The organism is Acetobacter malorum (assembly GCF_002153605.1).
Taxonomy (GTDB): domain Bacteria; phylum Pseudomonadota; class Alphaproteobacteria; order Acetobacterales; family Acetobacteraceae; genus Acetobacter; species Acetobacter malorum_A.
The window spans coordinates 33,233-51,708 of sequence record NZ_JOPG01000008.1 but is presented as its reverse complement, the minus strand read 5'-3'; the positions used below and the strand labels follow the sequence as shown (position 1 = coordinate 51,708).

19 protein-coding genes, 1 other RNA gene and 1 pseudogene are annotated in these 18,476 nt (G+C 60.1%); 14 read left to right on the top strand and 7 right to left on the bottom strand.

Features of this window, described 5'->3' with window-relative positions; translation table 11 throughout:
• Positions 1-365: 365 nt before the first annotated feature.
• From HK23_RS04325 to HK23_RS04310, 4 genes are all read left to right on the top strand, one after another.
• Positions 366-1,445: a D-alanyl-D-alanine carboxypeptidase family protein gene (locus HK23_RS04325; protein WP_082881688.1), complete on the top strand. Its 1,080-nt coding sequence runs from the start codon at positions 366-368 to the stop codon at positions 1,443-1,445.
• A 112-nt stretch (positions 1,446-1,557) separates the two neighbouring features.
• Entirely contained in the window at positions 1,558-2,358 is an 801-nt protein-coding gene (gene map / locus HK23_RS04320; protein WP_061502163.1) for a type I methionyl aminopeptidase, read from the top strand.
• Between the two features lie 5 nt (positions 2,359-2,363).
• A complete protein-coding gene (gene ggt, locus HK23_RS04315; protein ID WP_086653016.1) occupies positions 2,364-4,175 on the top strand; it encodes a gamma-glutamyltransferase in 1,812 nt (603 codons plus the stop codon).
• 65 nt (positions 4,176-4,240) lie between these two features.
• A complete protein-coding gene (locus HK23_RS04310; RefSeq protein ID WP_086653015.1) occupies positions 4,241-5,695 on the top strand; it encodes an MFS transporter in 1,455 nt (484 codons plus the stop codon).
• Between the two features lie 7 nt (positions 5,696-5,702).
• Here the strand turns inward: HK23_RS04310 and HK23_RS04305 are convergent, their stop codons facing one another.
• Positions 5,703-6,752: a lysine-2,3-aminomutase-like protein gene (locus HK23_RS04305; protein ID WP_086653014.1), complete on the bottom strand. Its 1,050-nt coding sequence runs from the start codon at positions 6,750-6,752 to the stop codon at positions 5,703-5,705.
• A 20-nt stretch (positions 6,753-6,772) separates the two neighbouring features.
• Here HK23_RS04305 and epmA point away from each other — a divergent pair, with 20 nt between their 5' ends.
• The 3 genes from epmA to HK23_RS04290 all read left to right on the top strand — a co-directional run bounded on the left by epmA (position 6,773) and on the right by HK23_RS04290 (position 9,296).
• Positions 6,773-7,810, top strand: a complete 1,038-nt coding sequence (gene epmA, locus HK23_RS04300; protein WP_086653013.1) for an EF-P lysine aminoacylase EpmA — start codon at positions 6,773-6,775, stop codon at positions 7,808-7,810.
• Positions 7,811-7,906: 96 nt separating this feature from the next.
• A complete protein-coding gene (locus HK23_RS14725; protein WP_086653012.1) occupies positions 7,907-8,320 on the top strand; it encodes a hypothetical protein in 414 nt (137 codons plus the stop codon).
• Between the two features lie 49 nt (positions 8,321-8,369).
• A complete protein-coding gene (locus tag HK23_RS04290) occupies positions 8,370-9,296 on the top strand; it encodes a fasciclin domain-containing protein (RefSeq protein WP_086653011.1) in 927 nt (308 codons plus the stop codon).
• A 61-nt stretch (positions 9,297-9,357) separates the two neighbouring features.
• Here the strand turns inward: HK23_RS04290 and HK23_RS04285 are convergent, their stop codons facing one another.
• The 4 genes from HK23_RS04285 to HK23_RS04270 form a co-directional block, all read right to left on the bottom strand.
• Positions 9,358-9,801, bottom strand: a complete 444-nt coding sequence (locus HK23_RS04285; protein ID WP_086653010.1) for a DUF2501 domain-containing protein — start codon at positions 9,799-9,801, stop codon at positions 9,358-9,360.
• 102 nt (positions 9,802-9,903) lie between these two features.
• Positions 9,904-10,521, bottom strand: a complete 618-nt coding sequence (locus tag HK23_RS04280) for a thiamine phosphate synthase (RefSeq protein ID WP_256940070.1) — start codon at positions 10,519-10,521, stop codon at positions 9,904-9,906.
• 10 nt (positions 10,522-10,531) lie between these two features.
• Positions 10,532-11,446 (bottom strand): class I fructose-bisphosphate aldolase, encoded by a 915-nt coding sequence (locus HK23_RS04275; RefSeq protein ID WP_063907677.1) that lies wholly within the window; start codon positions 11,444-11,446, stop codon positions 10,532-10,534.
• 52 nt (positions 11,447-11,498) lie between these two features.
• Complete coding sequence (locus HK23_RS04270; protein WP_143217477.1) at positions 11,499-11,894, bottom strand: hypothetical protein; 396 nt, start codon at positions 11,892-11,894, stop codon at positions 11,499-11,501.
• A gap of 162 nt (positions 11,895-12,056) precedes the next feature.
• Here HK23_RS04270 and HK23_RS04265 point away from each other — a divergent pair, with 162 nt between their 5' ends.
• From HK23_RS04265 to HK23_RS04245, 5 genes and pseudogenes are all read left to right on the top strand, one after another.
• Positions 12,057-12,296: a hypothetical protein gene (locus tag HK23_RS04265; protein WP_086653007.1), complete on the top strand. Its 240-nt coding sequence runs from the start codon at positions 12,057-12,059 to the stop codon at positions 12,294-12,296.
• A gap of 2 nt (positions 12,297-12,298) precedes the next feature.
• Positions 12,299-12,490: pseudogene (locus HK23_RS14720) on the top strand (cell division protein ZapA); the annotation flags it as partial.
• A 156-nt stretch (positions 12,491-12,646) separates the two neighbouring features.
• Positions 12,647-12,801, top strand: a non-coding RNA gene (gene ssrS, locus HK23_RS04255) — 6S RNA.
• A complete protein-coding gene (locus tag HK23_RS04250) occupies positions 12,788-13,375 on the top strand; it encodes a 5-formyltetrahydrofolate cyclo-ligase (RefSeq protein WP_086653006.1) in 588 nt (195 codons plus the stop codon). Before ssrS ends, HK23_RS04250 begins: the two co-directional genes overlap by 14 nt.
• Positions 13,376-13,399: 24 nt before the next feature.
• A complete protein-coding gene (locus tag HK23_RS04245) occupies positions 13,400-14,215 on the top strand; it encodes a TIGR00282 family metallophosphoesterase (RefSeq protein ID WP_061507459.1) in 816 nt (271 codons plus the stop codon).
• Positions 14,216-14,218: 3 nt separating this feature from the next.
• Here HK23_RS04245 and HK23_RS04240 read toward each other — a convergent pair whose 3' ends face one another.
• Both HK23_RS04240 and HK23_RS04235 read right to left on the bottom strand, forming a co-directional pair.
• Positions 14,219-15,070 carry a TIGR01459 family HAD-type hydrolase gene (locus tag HK23_RS04240; RefSeq protein ID WP_373270308.1) on the bottom strand — a complete coding sequence of 284 codons (852 nt, stop codon included), beginning with the start codon at positions 15,068-15,070 and terminating at the stop codon, positions 14,219-14,221.
• Between the two features lie 22 nt (positions 15,071-15,092).
• On the bottom strand, positions 15,093-16,166 hold the full coding sequence (locus tag HK23_RS04235) for a quinone-dependent dihydroorotate dehydrogenase (protein WP_063907682.1): 1,074 nt from the start codon (positions 16,164-16,166) through the stop codon (positions 15,093-15,095).
• Positions 16,167-16,334: 168 nt separating this feature from the next.
• Between HK23_RS04235 and HK23_RS04230 the strand changes: the two genes are divergently transcribed.
• Together HK23_RS04230 and dinB are read left to right on the top strand one after the other, a co-directional pair.
• Entirely contained in the window at positions 16,335-16,979 is a 645-nt protein-coding gene (locus tag HK23_RS04230; RefSeq protein ID WP_086653004.1) for a hypothetical protein, read from the top strand.
• 209 nt (positions 16,980-17,188) lie between these two features.
• Positions 17,189-18,274 (top strand): DNA polymerase IV, encoded by a 1,086-nt coding sequence (dinB, locus tag HK23_RS04225; protein WP_086653003.1) that lies wholly within the window; start codon positions 17,189-17,191, stop codon positions 18,272-18,274.
• Positions 18,275-18,476: the final 202 nt, after the last annotated feature.

The following is an 18,476-nucleotide window of genomic DNA, read 5'->3' as shown; positions in this document are numbered from 1 at the left end:
CCGGGTCCGGTTTCTGACAGAAAAAATCATGAGACATCATATTGGTATTCACCTGAGGGATGGAAGAGGCTTAGGGCCTGAGAAACGTTCCAAAATCAAGACAATACTGGGGAAAATGCCTTATTTGTGCCACATGCAGGTCTGACATTTTACACACAACATCACCGCGCCAGAGTCCGGGGTCTCCAGATTTCTTATAGACGCGGTCTTACTATCTGAATTACCACACTTAAATATCCTGAAGAAAAACCAGGTAGGATCGCGCAGTGCCAGATATTCACGCAGCAGGAGACGGAACAGGCCGCCGCAAACAGGCTGAAACCCCACGTAAACGCCGCTCCAGCCTGCGCAAATGGGCAGGCCTGATGGCAGGCGTGGCGCTGGGCAGCTTTGTGACGCAGCGTGCCGCTCACGCACAGTATGCCGGGCAGATCAGCTCCATTGTCATGGACGCCAGAACGGGAGCTGTCCTTTCTCAGGAAGATCCGGATCTGCGCCGCTATCCTGCCAGTCTGACAAAACTGATGACGCTGTATATGGCGTTCTCTGCTCTGCGCGCCGGCACCATCACGCTGGATCAGGCTGTACCTGTTTCCATCCATGCCTCCACTATGGAACCCTCAAAGCTCGGTCTGGTTCCCGGCTCTCACCTCACGGTGGAGCAGGCCATGCTGGCTCTGGTGACCAAATCCGCCAATGATGCCGCCTGCGCTCTGGGTGAACTTCTGGGCGGCGGCAGTGAGCCTCAGTTTGCTGCGATGATGACGCAGCAGGCCCGCGCACTGGGCATGAGCAACACCACCTTCCGCAATGCCTCCGGCCTGCCTGACCCGGACCAGCTGACCACCGCGCGTGATCTGGCTGTTCTGGCCCGCCATATCGTGACGGACTTTCCGGAAGATTATCATTACTTCTCTGTCGCGGCCTTCCGCTTCCACGGGCGGATGATCCCCAACCACAACCCGATGCTGAAAGCCTATGTCGGTGCAGACGGCATGAAGACGGGTTACACGCAGGAAGCAGGCCGTAACCTTGTGACCTCCGCCCTCCGCAATGATGTGCGGCTGGTCGGCGTGGTGATGGGGGCGTCCTCCAACACCCAGCGTACACTCGCCATGGCGGATCAGCTTGACCGTGGGTTTGACGCTGAGGGTGTGGCTCCTGTTGCCCGTCCGCTGGTTCTGGCCCGCAACACTGTTCCCTCCCACCGCACACGCGGTGGCCGTGTGATCATGCTGGCGGCGGCTTCCTCACGCCACGCCCCCATGGAAGTGGCGGAAGCCCCGGCAGCGCGCCACACAACAGTGCGTCATGGACGCCGCTACGTGCTGGCAACGCCGGTTGCCAACGGGCACCATATCCGCCTGATCGGGGCGAAGGTGCGCCCGGCTACCGCCACAACACATCGGGCGCATGCTGGCCATACCTCACGTAATCATACCTGATTTTTTCTTTAATACCCGCTTCCCTCCCGGAAGCGGGTTGCCTTTGCCGCGCCCTGACTCCATTTTGCACCTCTCTTTAAAACGAGAGCTGTATAAATAAGGGAGTCTCAGCATGGCGGGCAGAAACGGTATTGTTCTGCATAACGAACAGGATTTTGTGGGTCTGCGCGCCGCGGGCCGCCTTGCGGCCGCCACGCTGGATATGATTACCCCTTACGTCAAACCGGGCGTGACCACCGGGGAACTTGACCGCATTATTCATGAATACACGCTGGATCACGGTGCCATCCCGGCCCCGCTGAACTATCGCGGCTTCCCCAAATCCTGCTGCATTTCCATCAATCATGTGGTCTGCCACGGCATTCCGGGTGACAAGGCCCTGCAGGAAGGTGACATCGTCAATATTGACGTCACCTCCATTGTGGATGGCTGGTATGGTGATAACAGCCGCATGTACACCGTCGGCAAGGTGCCGCTGAAGGCCTCCAAGCTCATCAAAACCACCTATGACTGCCTGATGCGCGGTATTGAAGTGGTGCGTCCCGGTGCAACACTGGGTGATATCGGCCACGCCATTCAGACGCTGGCTGAAAAAAACCGCTACTCCATTGTCGAAGATTTCTGCGGGCACGGCATTGGCCGCACCTTCCATGCAGAACCCACCGTGCTGCATTACGGCAGACCGGGAGAAGGCATGAAGCTGAAAGCCGGGATGGTCTTTACCATTGAGCCGATGCTCAATATCGGCAAAGCTGACGTGAAAATTCTGGATGATGGCTGGACGGCTGTCACGCGGGACCGGTCTCTGTCTGCTCAGTTCGAGCACATGCTGGGCGTGACAGAAACCGGCTATGAGATTTTCACTCTCTCTCCCGCTGGCTACACCTGCCCGCCCTACCCGACTGAAAGCTGAGCCTCATGCCTGTTCTGCCTGACCGCACTCTGTCTGCACTGCGTTCTGCCGCATTGGTTCTGCTGGCCTGCGGGGCAGGCAGCCTGCCTACTCTGTCTTTCGCCGCAGCCCCACAGGCTGCCGATGCACCGGATCCGCTCGCCTACGGCACCAGCCAGCCGGAAGGCCTGCCTCCACAGGCCCCTACACCGGGGCTGCATGGCATGGCCGTCTCCGCGCAAAAGCTCGCCTCGCAGGTCGGGGCCCGTATTCTGGCGCAGGGTGGCAACGCAGCGGATGCGGCAGTCGCCATGGGCTACGCTCTGGCTGTTGTCTATCCGGCAGCAGGCAATATTGGCGGTGGTGGCTTCATGCTGCTGCGGGAGCCGGGCAAACAGGCCGTATTTATCGACTTCCGGGAAAAAGCACCTGCTGCTGCGCGCGCCGATATGTATCTGGACGCCAAAGGCAATGTGATCCCGGATCTGTCCGTCACCGGCTGGAAAGCAGTTGCCGTGCCCGGCACCGTGGCCGGGCTGGATAGTGTGCATCAGAGATGGGGGCACCTCTCCCGCAAAGCCGTCATGGCCCCGGCCATTGCGCTGGCGCGGGACGGTTTTGTGCTGGAAGAAGGCGATGTTGCCCTTCTCAACACCTCAACTGACGCCTTCCGGGCGGACCCGTTTGCGCGCTCCATTTTCCTGCGGCCCGATGGCTCCCCCCTGCAGGTTGGGGACCGTCTGGTGCAAAAAGACCTTGCTCGCTCTTTAGAGCAGGTTGAACAGCATGGGCCGGATGCCTTCTATAAAGGCCCGATCATGCGGGCCATTGTGGCGGAGTCCAACAAAAATGGCGGCCTGCTTCAGGCCTCGGATTTTGCCCATTACGCACCGCGTGAGCTGACGCCGCTGCGCTGCCAGTATCGTGGGTTTCAGGTGGAAACTGCTCCCCCGCCCAGCGGTGGCGGCATCGCTCTGTGCGAAATTCTGGATATTCTCTCCGGCTATGACATGCACGCACTTGGCCTGCACACAGCCCCCGCGCTGCACTATGAAATTGAAGCCATGCGCCACGCCTATTCCGACCGGCGTGACCTTGGCGACCCGGCCTTTGTGAAGAACCCGGAAGACCACCTGCTCGACCCGGCCTACGCGGCAGAAGTGCGGGCCCATATCCCCACGGATAAAGCGGTCTCTTCCAGCACCCTGCAAGCCGGGGACAGCACGCCGGAGAAGCACGAGACGACCCAGTTCTCCGTGATTGATAAGAACGGGTTTGCCATTTCCACCACCTACACGCTGAACGGCTGGTTCGGCGCGAAGGTGATTGGCGGCAACACCGGTATTTTCATGAACGACGAGATGGATGACTTCTCCGCCAAGCCCGGTTCCGCCAACATGTTTGGTATTGTGGGCAGCGCTGCCAATGCCATTGCGCCGGGCAAGACTCCGCTTTCCTCCATGTCCCCAACCATCCTCTCACGGGATGGCAAGCCGGTGCTGGTCATCGGCAGCCCCGGTGGCTCCCGCATTCCCACTATTGTTCTCTCCGTTGTGACAGGCGTGGTGGATTACGGGCTGGATATCCAGCAGGCCATTGACCTGCCGCGCCTGCACCAGCAGTGGCTCCCGGAAGCTGTGGAAGTGGAAAGTGGCGCCGTCTCTCCTGACGTTGAAAAAACGCTGGAGCATGAAGGCTATACGTTCTCGCCTCATGCGCCGTGGGGCATGCCGGAAGGCATTCTGGTCGGCGGCCCGCGTCTGGGGGAAAAAGGCACCGCCCGCTATTATGGCGGGTATGACCGCCGTCATCCCGGCGGCGGCGCAGTCGGCGAATAATCCTGCGGGAGGGAACGGCGTCCTTTCATAGCGCGTTTGTCTGAAAAATCAGCTACGCAAAGCCTATGCCCCGGACTGATACTTCCCTCCCCTCTTCTTCCCCTGCCTCCACATCTGACGTTGTTCAGCGTTACTCGCCTCTTCTGGCCCTGATTATGGCCATGGCGACGTTCATGCAGAATCTGGACGGGGCCATTATCAACACCTCTCTGCCGCAGATGGCGCGCTCCTTTGGGGTCAAGACGCTGGATCTGTCGCTCGGGGTGACGGCCTATATGCTGGCCTCCGCTGCCGTCGCCCCGCTGGCTGCATGGCTGGCGACCAGAATTGGTGAAAAGCGCATCATGTGGATGGCTATGCTGCTGTTCACGCTCTCTTCCTTTCTGTGCGGGGTGGCGCATGGGCTGACAGAATTTGTCTGCGCCCGTATTGGGCAAGGGCTTGCCGGGGCTGTCATGATGCCCATCGGCACCGCCATCATGCTGCGTTACACGCCTAAGCAGGATCTCATGCGGGCGCAGTCCGTCACCGTCTGGCCTGCTCTGACAGCGCCTATTATCGGCCCAGTGCTTGGTGGCTATATTACCCAGACCATCGGCTGGCGCTGGAACTTCTGGCTGAACCTGCCTGTCGGCCTGCTGGCGATTATCGCGGTGTTGCGGGTTGTGCCCTCCGCCCCGCGAGAAGAAGCACCTCCGCTGGATATCCGCGGGCTTGTGCTATGCGCCAGCAGCCTGACCTGCCTGCTGGCGGGTCTGCAACGCTCTGCCGAGACCGGCCCCGCCCGTCTGATGGCTCTGGCCCTCATTCTGGTGGGCAGTGTGACGGGCGTGCTGGCCATCCGGCATTTGCGCCAACATCCCACACCTATCCTCTCGCTGGCTGTGCTGAAGCATGACAGCCTGCGGTATGCGTCTTTCTATCCGGGTCTCATTTTCCGGGGTGTGTTCTCCTCCGCGCCATTCCTGCTGCCGCTGTTTTTCCAGCTTGGTTTTGGCTTTTCCCCGGCACGAGCCGGCACATGGCTTCTGGCCTATTTTTGCGCCAATCTGGGGATCAAGCCGTTTACCTCCACCATTCTGCGCTGGGGCGGCTTTCGGAATATCCTGTTCTTCAACGGGTTTCTGGTCGCGCTCTCGCTGGCGCTGTTCGTGTTTCTCACCCCACAGACGCCGGATATTCTGCTGATGCTGGCGCTGGCCTTTGCGGGCATGACACGCTCCATGCAACTGACCAGCCTCTCAACCGTCGCCTTTGCCGATATCTCCACGGCTGAGCGCAGCAAAGCGACCAGCATGATGTCCATACTGGGCCAGACCGGCTCAACCGCGGGGGTCGCCTTCACCGCCTTTTGCCTGACACTACTGGAGTCTTTTTACGGGCATCCGACTGTAGGGCTGCCGGAAATTCACATGGCGTTTCTGATTACCGCCGTCATTGTCCTGATCGGCACGTTCGGCTTTGCCCGGATGCCCAGGGATCTGGGGCAGGAGGTCGCAGCCGGTCGCCGGCCACGATAAGACCCTCCTATAACCTTTGCAGCGTATGCGAGCGGCCTTCCGGGTCCCGCACCTGCAACGCGCCGTCCACATAGTCCGGGCCAAGCGGCACCTTGCCGTAGCCACCGGGAATATCCAGCACATAGGTTGGCCAGGCCAGCCCCGTAACGCGCCCGCGCAAGCCCGCCAGCAGCCTCTGGCCTTCCTCGACGGGCACATGGAAGCGCGCCGTGCCGGGAGCCGGGTCGAGCTGGTGCAGGTAGTAGGGCCGCATCCGCACTTCCACCATGCTACGAAACAGATCTTCCAGCGCCTGCTCGCTATCATTCACGCCACGCAGCAGCACGGACTGGCCCAGCAACGGCACACCGCGCCGTACAAGGCGCTTCAGGCAGGCCTGTGCGGCCTCTGACATTTCCCGCGCGTGATTGATGTGGACCGCCATCCACAAGGCTTTATCGGTTTCCAGCACGTCCAGCAGTGCATCCGTTACCCGCTCGGGTGCTGCCACCGGCACACGGGTATGCAGACGAATGGTGGTGACATGCGGCATGGCAGAGAGGGCCGTAATAATCTGCCCCAGCCGACGAGGGGACAGCATCAACGGATCCCCGCCCGTCAGGATCACTTCCCGAATGGCGGGATGGGACCGGAGCCAGTCGAGTGCCTTTTCCAGCGCGGCGTCATCCAACACGCCGCCATCCGGCCCGACATGCTCGCGCCGGAAACAGAAACGGCAATACAACGGACACACCAGCAGAGGCTTGAGCAGCGCGCGGTCCGCATAACGATGCACAATGCCCGGCACGGGAGACAACGCCTCATCTCCAATCGGGTCCGAGCGTTCCTCAGGCGTGATGAGCAGTTCCTCTGGGGAGGGGATGACCTGCACGCCAATGGGGTCATCCGGCTGTTCGATCAGGTCCAGAAACGCGGGCGGAATGGCGGTGGCATAATCCTGCGCTACGGCTTCCAGCGCATCTTTCTGCTCAGGCGGAACCAGACCCGCGGCAATCAGATCCTCTGGGGTACGCAAAAGCCTGCGGGCGGACGGAAGGGGCTTGACCGGATGAGACATGTCACGGCTCTACTCTCACCATGTCCTCTCCTGCAATCCCACAAACCCATTCCGCTTCCTCTGACCCGGACCATATTCGGGATCGCCTGCCCTTCCTGCGCCGTCGCGGATTAATGACGCGGGGCATCCGCGCCTTTCTGGAATCCCGAGGCCATATGGAAGTGGAAACACCCTATGCCGTGCCCACACCGGGGGAAGAAGTACATCTGCACCCGTTCTACACGGTGCAGGAAACACCGCAGGGGGAGCAGGAAAACCTGTTCCTGCACACCAGCCCGGAATTTGCGATGAAGCGGATTGTCGCCGCAACGGGCCTGCCGGTGTTCCAGTTTGCGCGAGTCTGGCGCAATGGCGAGAAGAGCGCTCTGCACGCTCCGGAATTTACCATGCTGGAATGGTATCACCCCGGCATCGGTCTGGACGGGCTGATGGATGAGACCGAAGCGCTGGTTCGCGCCGTGCTCCCGCCCCGGCTGGAGCATACCGGCCCCGGTCTGGACCAGACGCTGGACATCCAGTCTCCCTTTGAGCGGCTGACTATGGAAGAAGCCTTCCGCGTTCACGCCGGTGTAGACCTGCTTCCCACGGAAGGGGACGCTACAGCACTGGCGCAGGCCGCAGGCTGCACCCTCCGCGCCGGGGAAAACTGGGAAGATCTGTTTTTCCGGCTCCTGCTGGAACGGGTGGAACCCGCCATAGGCCGCGCACGACCAACCTTTTTGACCCACTGGCCCGCCAGTCAGGCTGCTCTGGCCCGGCGTGACCCCACGGACCCGCGCGTCGCCCTGCGGTTTGAACTGTATGCCGCAGGCATGGAGCTGGCCAATGCGTTTGAGGAGCTGACAGACGCAGCGGAACAGCGCCGCCGCTTTCTGGCTGACCGCGCAGCCCGCAACGCACTCTACCCCACCCGGCCAGACTGGCCGATGGATGAAAGCCTTCTAGACGCCCTGCCCCATATGCCCCCCTGTTCCGGGATTGCACTGGGGTTTGACAGGCTGGTCATGTTAAGCTGCGGGGCGCGGCGAATACAGGATGTCTTGTGGCTGAGCCGTTAGTCTGCAAGATTTAGCGTATGTGTTTGTTAACCCGCCCCCGGTAGTCTGCGCACACGGTACCGGGGTGGCATGTTTCACCCTGTCTGGATCTTCGTCATGACCCATAGAAAACTTCTTCTTCTGGTGAGCATGCTCTCTCTGGCTGCCTGCCAGGTTCCCACGGCCAAAGAACGCCGCCAGCTGGATTCCATGATTGGCAAACAGGCTGTTGATGTGGTGCGGACCTATGGTGTTCCCACCCGCGAGTTTGTTTCCGGCAATCATACCTTCCTCTCCTACATCAACCAACAGACTGACTACTCCATGATGCCCATGAGCGGCTGGGGTTACGGCGGCTGGGGTGGCGGCTGGGGCGGCTATGGTGGTTGGGGTGGTGGCTGGGGCGGCCCCGGATGGGGCGGTGGCGGCTGGGGCGGCACAGGCACGGCCTATACCTACACCTGCCAGACCAATTTTGAGCTGGTAAACGGAGTTGTCTCCGCCTGGACAATGCGGGGAGACGGATGCTGACCATGCCCGGCGCAATCTGCCACACGACTCTACTTGGATTTTTCAGGGCATGATTTTTTGGGAGACGCCCATGTGGCATCGCTGCGCACAGGCACGCACACCGTTAAAGCCGACTCTTCTGGCCCCTGCCTTCCTTGCTCTGACAGCTCTGGCCGGGTGCCAGAGTCAGGCACGGCAGGACCCTTACGTTACGCCGACCTCCACCTGTTCCTATATGCTCCCCACCGTCTCTGGTGAGCGGACCTATGCACCGGGTAAGACGGCAGCAGAAAACCAGAAGGGTATTCCGGACAGCGCCATTGCGTATGCGGACCCGGAAAGCCCGGCCTTTTGCGACCGTCCGCTTTCCGACACGCTGCCCACCGCTATTGAGATGGCCAATTATGTGCACGGCCTGAACACAACAGGGCTGTTTGGCACCATCCAGCAGAGCGGGCCTTATACTGTGTTCGGCATCCCGAATGCCGTGCTGGAAAATTACCAGACCCCGACCGGTAGCAAGCTGAACGCGCCTGAAAATGCGGCTCTTCTGCGCGATATTCTGTCCTATTCCATTGTGAAGGGAGAATGGTCGGTTGATCAGCTGCGCGTTGCGGCTCAGGCCTCTCCCACCCATTCCGTCGGCCTGCCGACGCTGAATGGCCGTATTCTGTCCGCCTGGGTTGATCAACCAACCGGCCAGATTATTCTAGGCAATGGCGCAGGCATGACGACACGCCTGTGGGTTACGGGCATCCCGCAGTCCAACGGCAGGCTGTATTTCACGCAGTCCCTGCTGCTGCCCCCGGCAAATGATCCCCCTCTGACCATCGCCAAACGTGCAACGCAGGCGGTACGGGCAGACACACCAAAAGGTATCCCGGCCCCGGTTGCGGTTACCCCGGTTGTGCCGCAGCCTATCCCCGGCCATCGGGCCACGGGAGGCGCAAATACTCTTGCGACCCCACCAGTCCTGCAAAACAGCGCCACGCGCTAAGCACAAAAAAAGCCTGCCGGTTTTTCAACCGGCAGGCTTTTTTAATGCGCTACTCAGCTGATTACAGCAGAGACTGCGTCTTGCTCAGCACCATGTTGCACAGTTTGGTCTTCAGCTGGCCTTTGAGGTTTGCCAGAGAGAACATCTGGTTATCACCCGTCTGCAGAAGGCCCTGCTGACCTGCGCTATAGCCACTGGAAGACGTCACACCCTGCTGCTGCGTCAGGTTGCTCAGAAGAGAGCTGGCGGAGCTTGCGTTTGCACCGGAGAGCACATTGTTCTGCACGCAGTAGCCCAGAACACCCGTCAGGTTGCTGGTGCTGGCGGAAGACAGGCTGGGAAGCATGTTGCCCACCATACCAGTGGCACTGCTCTTGGCGCTGCTGGTAGCAGCGGAAAGAGCGTTCTGCCCAATGCTGCCAAAGCTCTGCGCCTGTGCGGAAGAGGCTGCACCCGTCAGCCCGGCGACAGCAACCAGCGCCAGAAGAGTTTTCTTGTTCATCATGGGACTACCCTTTTTGAAACGTCCTCAGCCTGTATGCGGCCATAAAGGCCGGTCTTCAAGCTGAAGATCAGGGTGCAGGCATGGCAGAGGGACATGGCTGAACTATGGCCAGAGGGACGGATTTTCCCAAAACGCCGGGCCAGGCAGGATGAAGTCCGCCCCCGCCTGCTCAAACGCCGCAACCTGCGCAGGCTCTTCAACCTCCACCACGGCGGGCAGTTCCATTACCAGGCACCACCAGCGCACAAGGTCTGTCAGGCTTTCCGGGGCTTCGCCCTCTGCCGCAACCACAGGGATAGCGGTTGAAAAACTGATATAGTCAGCCCCGGATTCACCGGCCCGCATCGCGGTATCACGGCTCCCGCCAACAGACACGCCCAGCTGGAGATCATCCCCAATCTGCTTCCGCACATCCCTGACGGAGGCATCAGCAAACCCGGTGGACAGATGCACACCATCACACCCGCTTCTGGCAGCCAGAGCCGGTCTGTCTTCCAGCATCAGGGCAATATCCTGCGCATGGACAACAGACTGAATGGTCTGAATTTTTTTAATCAGGTCCGCCTCTGGCGCATCGGCCAGCCGGAGCAGAACGGCAGCGGGGGTGTGCTGCTGCATCCCCCGCACCAGATCTGGCAGAAAAGCCTCGACATCCCGCAGAACGGGGGTTGCGAGATAGACATCATACGCCGTCATCCCGGCCCCCTGTCCTGTCGTCACGTCTGCTGTTTCAGCTTTTGAAGATGGTGATGATCTGGTTGAGCAGATCCAGAGCTTCCGCCTTCGGACGCTGGAAGACGTTACGACCGATGATGGAGCCGAAGCCGCCGCCATCGTGAATGCCCTTGATTGTCGTCAGCAGGTTGTCCGTCCCGGCTTTTTCACCACCGGAGAAGATCACGATGCGCCGGCCGGCAAAGGTAGACTGTACTACGTGGCGGATACGGGCCGGCAGCGTGGAGACGTCAATGTGGTTCTGCTCATAAGCCGGTTTGTTGGCGGGCAGAGCAACCAGTTCCGTCGGCGGCTTCACCTTGATGATGTGCGCGCCACACAGAGCCGCCATATGGGCTGCATAGGCACACACGTCCACAGCGGTTTCAGCCGGTTTATCCAGCAGCGGGCCACGCGGGTAGCTCCACAGGATAACAGCCAGACCAGCTGCCTTGGCTTCTGCTGCCAGTTCACGGAATTCTTCCATCTGGTCGAAGCAGTATTCAGACCCCGGATAGATGGTAAAGCCAATGCCTGCGCAGCCCAGACGCAGCGCGTCAGCCACGGTGCCGGTCACAGCCTGATCTTTTTCCGTAGCAAGGCTGTTGGAGCTGTTGCACTTGAGAATCAGAGGGATTTCAGCCGCATATTTTGCCGCGCCACATTCCAGCATGCCCAGAGGGGCTGCGTAGCCGCTCAGTCCGGCTTCAATCGCCAGTTCAAAATGATAGTGCGGGTCATATGCTGCCGGGTTAGCCGCAAAGGAACGCGCCGGACCATGCTCAAAGCCCTGATCAACCGGCAGGATGACCAGCTTACCCGTGCCACCAAGTTTACCTGCATTCAGGAAACGGGCGAGATTTGTTTTTGTACCGGGATTATCGCTCTCGTACTGATCAAGAATAGCCTTAACCTGGGGGGTAAGCGTCATTGGGAAATCCTTCCTCTTGGCTTTCATCCGGGCCTGTATTTCCCGGAACCATTCACTGGCAATAACTGCGCATGAAATACGCGGCAAGATGCGTTTTTGCAGATAGCGGACCCGTAAGGTCAAATGATGGCGGACGGACTGAAAAAAGGTGCCCGCCAGATGTCTGATACAGAACGCGAACGGCGGTCATGCGTTCAGAATCGGTCTGTAAAATGACATTTTTCTGACCGAGCGTTCGCGCCATCACCGCATGTCCCACACTGCCGCCGCAATCCAGAGCATGAAAATACTGGAAACCGCTCTCCTGCTCCAGCTGGCGGATAAGCGCCTGCCACCACGGCACCCCCATAAACCCCGCTGCACCGGGGGCGGAAAGGAACCCGAAGGGGGCCATGGCAGTTTGCTGCGTCAGCACGCCTGCATTCCGCGCGGCGTGACAGATTGCCATACCGGTGGCGTAATCATGAAGTGTAAAGAAGCCCAAAGGCAGAAAAGAAGGGGATAAAAGTGGATTGTTTTCCATGACCATGCTTGACGCCGCCGCGTTTGCGGGTGATTCCTTTTGAGAGAAGGGTAGACAAGAATGCAAGATCAGGGTCCCGGACCATCTTTGACAGAATTACACGACCCTGCCGCCCCTGTGCCGGCAGAAACACCCTCACCTGCAGAAATTGATCCGATTGACCGGCTGAACCGCGCCTTGCAGCGTATCTCCTTCGCTCTTGATAAAAGCCGTCAGGCCGAACAGCGCAAGAGTGTGGATACGCAGGAACTCGTCGCCAATGTTGATGTGCTGATCAGCCGCGTGCGCGACGCTCTGGCCCACGCGGACCGACCGGAAGATAAATAACCATGGCGCTTGTTTCAATTCGCATTAATGGCCACAGCTATTCCGTCGGGTGTGAAAACGGCGAGGAACGGCACGTTCAGGCCATGGCCCAGCAGGTTGAGCGCCGCGTGCAGCGCGTGCGGGACCTCGGCTTTACCGGGGAAAGCCGGGTGCTGGTGCTGGCCGCCCTGTTCATGGCGGATGAAATTCAAGACCTCTCCAGCCAGCATGTGCCAGAGAGCACAACACAGGCTGTGGAGGAGGCCGAGCGCCTGCGTACAGAGCAGATGCTGATGAACAGCCGCCTGACTGATATGGCAGAACATGCGGAAGCTATTGCAGCCAGCCTTGAGGACGCCTACATAGAAGAGGCGGAGCTGCCCGGTGCGTCAGGCGAGTCATTCCCTGGGCCGATAAGCACTTCCTAGGGAGCTGGCTCTGTTGTGGCCCTGGTCACATTATCCGGCGCCCACCTGTACAAGCAGGTCCTGGAGGTTGAAAGACCAACGGCCATGGCGGCTTCGCACTCATCTTCTTTGATTTCAGACCCTCCGGCCATAGCCGAGGCCAAGCAGGCACAGCGCACACGCTGCCTCTCTGTTCTCAAAGCCCGGCCGGCTGGGCTGGACGCTTTGCTCTGCGCCCGTCTTGCAGAAACGCTGCTGGCAACAGAGTGTCAGCACATTGCCTGTGTCTGGCCCCTTCCCCACGAGATTGACCTTCGCGCCCTCTGCCATCAGCTCAGTTCCGCCGGACGCCATGTTCTGCTGCCGGACACGCCCCCACGCGGGCAACCGCTGAGCTTCCGGCTGTGGACTCCTCACACTTCCATGCTGCGCGGGCGCTTTGGCACACAGGTGCCAGACGGCCCCACACTCACACCTGACCTTGTGCTGGTCCCCCTGCTGGGGTTTGACCGCACAGGTAACCGTCTGGGATATGGTGGCGGCTATTATGACCGCACGCTGGCCTCTCTGCCGGGCGTGCGCAGCGTGGGCTATGCACTGGCAGCGCAGGAAGTGGAGCAGCTTCCCACAGGCCCGTATGACCAGCCCCTCTCCTGTCTGGTAACAGAGCGGGAGACCCTGCATTTTGACTGACTGCAAACGAGGAAAGACGACGGCGTGAGAATTCTTTTTCTGGGTGATATTGTTGGCCGGTGTGGCCGTGAGGCCGTTTTGTCCCGCCTGCCAACATTACGGAAAACGCTCGCGCTGGATCTGGTGGTGGTCAACGCGGAAAATGCCAGCCACGGATTTGGCCTCTCCCCCGCCATTGCCACGGACCTGTTTGAAGGCGGCGTGGATGTCATCACGCTGGGGAACCATAGCTGGGACCGGCGGGACATGATTGGCCATATCGGCACTGCCCCGCGCATTATCCGCCCTATCAATTTCCCGCCCGGCACACCGGGGAACGGCAGCGTGCAGGTTGAACTGGCAGATGGCCGCAAGGCGCTGGTGGTCAATGCCATGGGCCGCCTGTTCATGGACCCGCTGGATGATCCCTTCCGCTGCATGAACGAATTGCTAAGCCGCCACCGTCTGGGAGTCACCACGCAGGCCATTGTGGTGGATATCCATGCGGAAGCCACCAGTGAGAAATGGGCCTTTGGCAATGTGCTGGATGGCCGCGTCTCTCTTGTGGTGGGCACGCACACCCATACCCCCACGGCAGACCATCGGATTCTGCCTGCCGGAACCGCCTTCCAGACGGATGCGGGTATGTGCGGGGATTATGACAGTGTCATCGGCATGACCAAGGAACCGGCCATGGCGCGCTTTATCCGCAAGATGCCCGGCGAACGCCTGCAACCTGCGGAAGGCGAGGCCACTATGTGTGGCATTATGGTGGAAACGGATGATGCCACGGGTCTGGCTCGCCGCATCGCTCCCATTCGGCAGGGCGGCCATCTGGCCCAGACCCTGCCAGACTTTTAAGACTTACCAGACCAGCCGGGGCAAGGTTGCGACAGGCTTCAGGCCTGCAGCTTCGGCTTCTTTGGCGGCAAGCTCTGCATTGTCGCCAATCATCTCCTGATGAATACCGCCCAGAATCCACGCGCCGGCAATCCCGGCAACGGCGGCCCCGCGCATATCGGTCGCCAGGGCATCGCCAATTGCCAGAATACGATCCTGCGGCACATTCAGCATGGAAAACACAGGGGCATAAATGTCCTTGTAGGGTTTGCCGACCCACCGCACATTGCCGCCTTCCTGCTCATAAAACGATGCCAGAACACCCGCGCAGATCATCCGGCGGCCACCTTTGACCACAACCATATCCGGGTTGGCGCACAGCATGGGCAAGCCACGTTCCAGCCCCGCCCGTAGTTCCGGCAGATACGGGTCTACCGAGTCCGCCCCGCGTTCCGCATCTGGCCCGGTATTGAGGATGAACTGCGCTTCTGCCGGGTCTGTCACCCGGTCCAGATCCAGCCCGTCATACAGGCCCAGATCATGCGTGCCCCCCACGTGCAGCACACGCCGCCCCAGCCGGGCGAACCACGGATCATCCCGCTCACGCAGCAGACGACGCACTTCTTCCCCGCTGGTCATCACCCCATCATGCAGGTCCCGGCTGATGCCAAAGCCTTCAAGCTGGCGGCAGACCACCTCTGCCGGGCGCGGAGCATTGGAGAGCATGACCACGCGTTTGCCCGCCGCCCGCAAAGCTTCCAGACAGGCGACAGCACCCGGATACGGCTGCACGCCGTCATGCACTGTGCCCCACAGGTCAATAATATACCCATCATACTGGTCTGCTATGGCAGCCAGCCCCGTGAGCGTCTGCATCTCAGGCTGTGTTTTCGTCATCTTACAGATCCGCTCCCCGGATATCCGCCAGCGTTTCCACGCCATCTGCCCGCATGCGGTCCAGCATTTCCTGCTTCAGGCGGGCGATAATGGCCGGGCCTTCATAAGAAAAGGCTGCATAGAACTGCACGAGGTCCGCACCCAGACGAATACGGTCCAGCACATCCGCCCCGGATTCGATCCCGCCGCAGGAAATCAGCGCCATGCGGCCAGCAGAAGCCTCCGCGACCAGCCGCAGCATTTCCGTAGCCCGCGTGCGCAGCGGACGGCCAGAAAGACCACCACTTTCCGTTTTATTCGGGCTGAGCAGCGTGGCAGGCCGGGCCAGCGTGGTGTTGGTGACAATCAGCCCCTGTGCGCCACCGGCAATAGCGGCTTCCACAATCGGACCAACGGCATCATTTTCCAGATCGGGAGCCAGTTTGACGAGCAACGGAGGGCGTTCCGGGTGCCGCTCTGCAATGGCATCCAGAATCCCACGCAGGCGAGCCGCATCCTGCAAGCCGCGCAGGCCCGGCGTGTTGGGCGAGGACACATTCAGCACAATATAGTTCACATACGGCTTAACCCGCGCCACCAGTGCCGGATAATCCCGCTCCGGGTCTGCCCCTGTCTTATTAATGCCGAGGTTTGCGCCAATCGGCACCCCTGCCCCCGCACCCCGGCCAGACGGCAACGGACGATGCAGGCGGGCCAGACGGACTGTAAACCGATCAATCCCCTGATTGTTAAAGCCCATGCGGTTGATGACGGCACGGTCTTCCGTCAGGCGGAACAGGCGGGGCTTAGGGTTGCCTGCCTGCGGACGCGGCGTGACCGTTCCCGCCTCCACAAACCCGAATCCCAGTTTGGCCAGCGGGCGAATGACACGGGCATTTTTATCAAACCCGGCGGCAATCCCCAGCGGGTTTGAAAAGCGCATCCCCATGGTGCGCGTGGCCAGTGCGGGGTCATCCTTCGGGCGATTGACCGGCACGGACACACCCATTTGCAGGGCATCCAGCGCCAGTTCATGCGCGGTTTCAGGGTCCATCTTACGAAGGAGCGGAAGGGAGAGAGATGCAAGCAGAGACATGCTTCTGTACTGCCCCAAGCCGCCAGACAAGAAAAGGGAAAAAACCAGACTGCTGGCAGCGGGAGGCAGGCCTCTGCATTTTTATCTTGCAAATGAGAATTGTTCTCATTTAAATCAAAACACCACCGCAAAAGAGGACCGAAGGGCTGCCCCCTTCAGGATGATGCCATGACACGCTCACCGGTTTACCTGACAGACCTTGCCTGCAGCGAACGGCTGACCATCTGGACCATTCGCCGCCTGGCCGGCACTGCCTCCTGCTGCCCCCATGCCCGCAACACTACGCCCACCAGCCTGTTTCTGCCGTGCTTCCGGCAGGATTTTCTGGCCGTAGCGCATGCGTTTCATGAAACACTGGCCCAGATGGCCGCGCTGGAACTGCCCTCGCTGGATATCCGCTCCGGCAGCGCACTGGCCATTACCCCCACGGAATATAGTCTGCTGCTGGCAACAGAAGCCGCGCAGAACGAGCAGGACACCACCGTCCACGCACTGCTCAAACCGCTGATGTCCTTCCCCAACCTGCTGGGGCGCCTGACGAATGCCATCACCACGCTGGGGGCCTGTCTGGCCGGGGCTGGATACTGGTTGTCTCACCACACCGGCTGGCCCGCTCCGGCTTCTGTTGTGCCCACTGGTCCGGCGCAGCCCGATGGCAAACCCGTTGCCACAGCACGAAAACTACCGACAACAGCCGCAGCGCTCTCCCTCACCCGCTGGCATGATTTTGATATCACTTCCGCTGCGGTCAGCTGGCCGCAGGCGCTAAGACGCAATTCTGCCGCATCAGACGCCATCGCTCTGCCGCACTAATCTTCTTACCTTCAGAGGGTCATCGCAGGACCAGCCGGCCCCACACAACTGACAAGTGGCCTTGCGGAGAAGCGCCAGCCTTTACGGCGCTCTCCCGAACCGCTTTCTCCCACGCCATGCCGGACGCAGCGCTTTCCTGCGGTCCGGGTCGCGCTTTTTTCACGCCCCGCTTATCCTGCTGCACGCGAGACCATGCTACTCTGTGTGGGATGACTGAGCCTGTACGCCGGATTATTCATATCGACATGGATGCCTTTTATGCGTCTGTCGAACAACGGGACGCGCCAGAACTGCGCGGACGGCCGGTAGCTGTCGGGCGCAGTCAGGAGCGCGGCGTAGTGGCGGCCGCCAGTTACGAAGCCCGGAAGTTTGGAGTCCGCTCCGCCATGCCGTCCCTTGTGGCGCTACGGAAATGCCCGGAACTGATTTTCGTGCCGCCGCGCTTTGAGGTCTATCGCGCCATCTCAGCCCAGATTCATGCGGTTTTTGCCCGCTATACGCCACTTATTCAGCCACTTTCGCTGGATGAGGCCTATCTGGATGTCACCGCCCCGCTTCTCCCACGCCCGTCCGCCACAGCCATTGCGCAGGAAATTCGAGCCGCCATCCACGCAGAAACCGGCCTGACTGCATCCGCGGGCGTGTCCTACAACAAATTTCTGGCCAAGCTGGCGTCCGACTACCGCAAACCTAATGGTCAGTTTGTCATCCCACCCGGCGCGGGTGAGGCTTTTGTGGCGGACCTGCCGGTCAGCAGTTTCCACGGAATCGGTCCAGCCACAGCGGCCCGTATGAACGCTTTGGGCATCTACACTGGGGCTGATCTGCGAACGCAGACTCTGGCCACCCTCGCCCGCCATTTTGGCAAGGCCGCCACCTTTTACTACGGCATCGCTCGCGGGGAAGACCCACGCCCCGTAGAACCGCACCGCCCCCGTAAATCCATTGGCAAGGAAACAACCTATGAGCGTGATCTGCGCCAAGAGGAAGAACTCTACCCTGCGCTTACCACGCTGGCGCAAAGCGTCTGGCATGCCTGCTCTCGGCGAAATGCCTCCGGGCGCACTGTCACGCTGAAGCTGCGCTACGTGAACTTCCAGCAGCTCACCCGCAGTCATTCCTTTACAGACCCGGTGCCCTCCGCCACCGCTCTGGAAGAGACAGCCCATTTCCTGCTGCGCCCGCTTCTGCCGCTTCCCCGGCCCGTGCGTCTGCTTGGAATTACCGTCTCATCCCTTACCTCCACAGAAGAGCAGCCAGCAACGGAACAACTTTCCCTTCTGTCTCACTTTTAAGTGAAACTGAAAAACAATGGAAATATACTTCATTTTATACTTGTTATATTCTATATCCAGTGTCTTAAAATTTTTATAATGAAGAAAAACAAAGAAAGTCTTGCGCCGGAATTCAAAAAAACGTTCAAGAGACTTGTCATTTTTCATATCCACTCTGGAATGACTTACTCCTGACGCGTCCGGCACTCACTACCCCTGATTA

What these genes read in the sequence shown, in the direction of transcription:
- HK23_RS04325 (WP_082881688.1), top strand. Translation starts at nt 366, where the DNA reads ATGGCAGGCGTGGCGCTGGGCAGCTTTGTGACGCAGCGTGCCGCTCAC.
- map (WP_061502163.1), top strand. Translation starts at nt 1,558, where the DNA reads ATGGCGGGCAGAAACGGTATTGTTCTGCATAACGAACAGGATTTTGTG.
- ggt (WP_086653016.1), top strand. Translation starts at nt 2,364, where the DNA reads ATGCCTGTTCTGCCTGACCGCACTCTGTCTGCACTGCGTTCTGCCGCA.
- HK23_RS04310 (WP_086653015.1), top strand. Translation starts at nt 4,241, where the DNA reads ATGCCCCGGACTGATACTTCCCTCCCCTCTTCTTCCCCTGCCTCCACA.
- HK23_RS04305 (WP_086653014.1), bottom strand. Translation starts at nt 6,752, where the DNA reads ATGTCTCATCCGGTCAAGCCCCTTCCGTCCGCCCGCAGGCTTTTGCGT.
- epmA (WP_086653013.1), top strand. Translation starts at nt 6,773, where the DNA reads ATGTCCTCTCCTGCAATCCCACAAACCCATTCCGCTTCCTCTGACCCG.
- HK23_RS14725 (WP_086653012.1), top strand. Translation starts at nt 7,907, where the DNA reads ATGACCCATAGAAAACTTCTTCTTCTGGTGAGCATGCTCTCTCTGGCT.
- HK23_RS04290 (WP_086653011.1), top strand. Translation starts at nt 8,370, where the DNA reads ATGATTTTTTGGGAGACGCCCATGTGGCATCGCTGCGCACAGGCACGC.
- HK23_RS04285 (WP_086653010.1), bottom strand. Translation starts at nt 9,801, where the DNA reads ATGATGAACAAGAAAACTCTTCTGGCGCTGGTTGCTGTCGCCGGGCTG.
- HK23_RS04275 (WP_063907677.1), bottom strand. Translation starts at nt 11,446, where the DNA reads ATGACGCTTACCCCCCAGGTTAAGGCTATTCTTGATCAGTACGAGAGC.
- HK23_RS04270 (WP_143217477.1), bottom strand. Translation starts at nt 11,894, where the DNA reads ATGGCAATCTGTCACGCCGCGCGGAATGCAGGCGTGCTGACGCAGCAA.
- HK23_RS04250 (WP_086653006.1), top strand. Translation starts at nt 12,788, where the DNA reads ATGGCGGCTTCGCACTCATCTTCTTTGATTTCAGACCCTCCGGCCATA.
- HK23_RS04240 (WP_373270308.1), bottom strand. Translation starts at nt 15,070, where the DNA reads ATGCAGACGCTCACGGGGCTGGCTGCCATAGCAGACCAGTATGATGGG.
- HK23_RS04235 (WP_063907682.1), bottom strand. Translation starts at nt 16,166, where the DNA reads ATGTCTCTGCTTGCATCTCTCTCCCTTCCGCTCCTTCGTAAGATGGAC.
- HK23_RS04230 (WP_086653004.1), top strand. Translation starts at nt 16,335, where the DNA reads ATGACACGCTCACCGGTTTACCTGACAGACCTTGCCTGCAGCGAACGG.
- dinB (WP_086653003.1), top strand. Translation starts at nt 17,189, where the DNA reads ATGACTGAGCCTGTACGCCGGATTATTCATATCGACATGGATGCCTTT.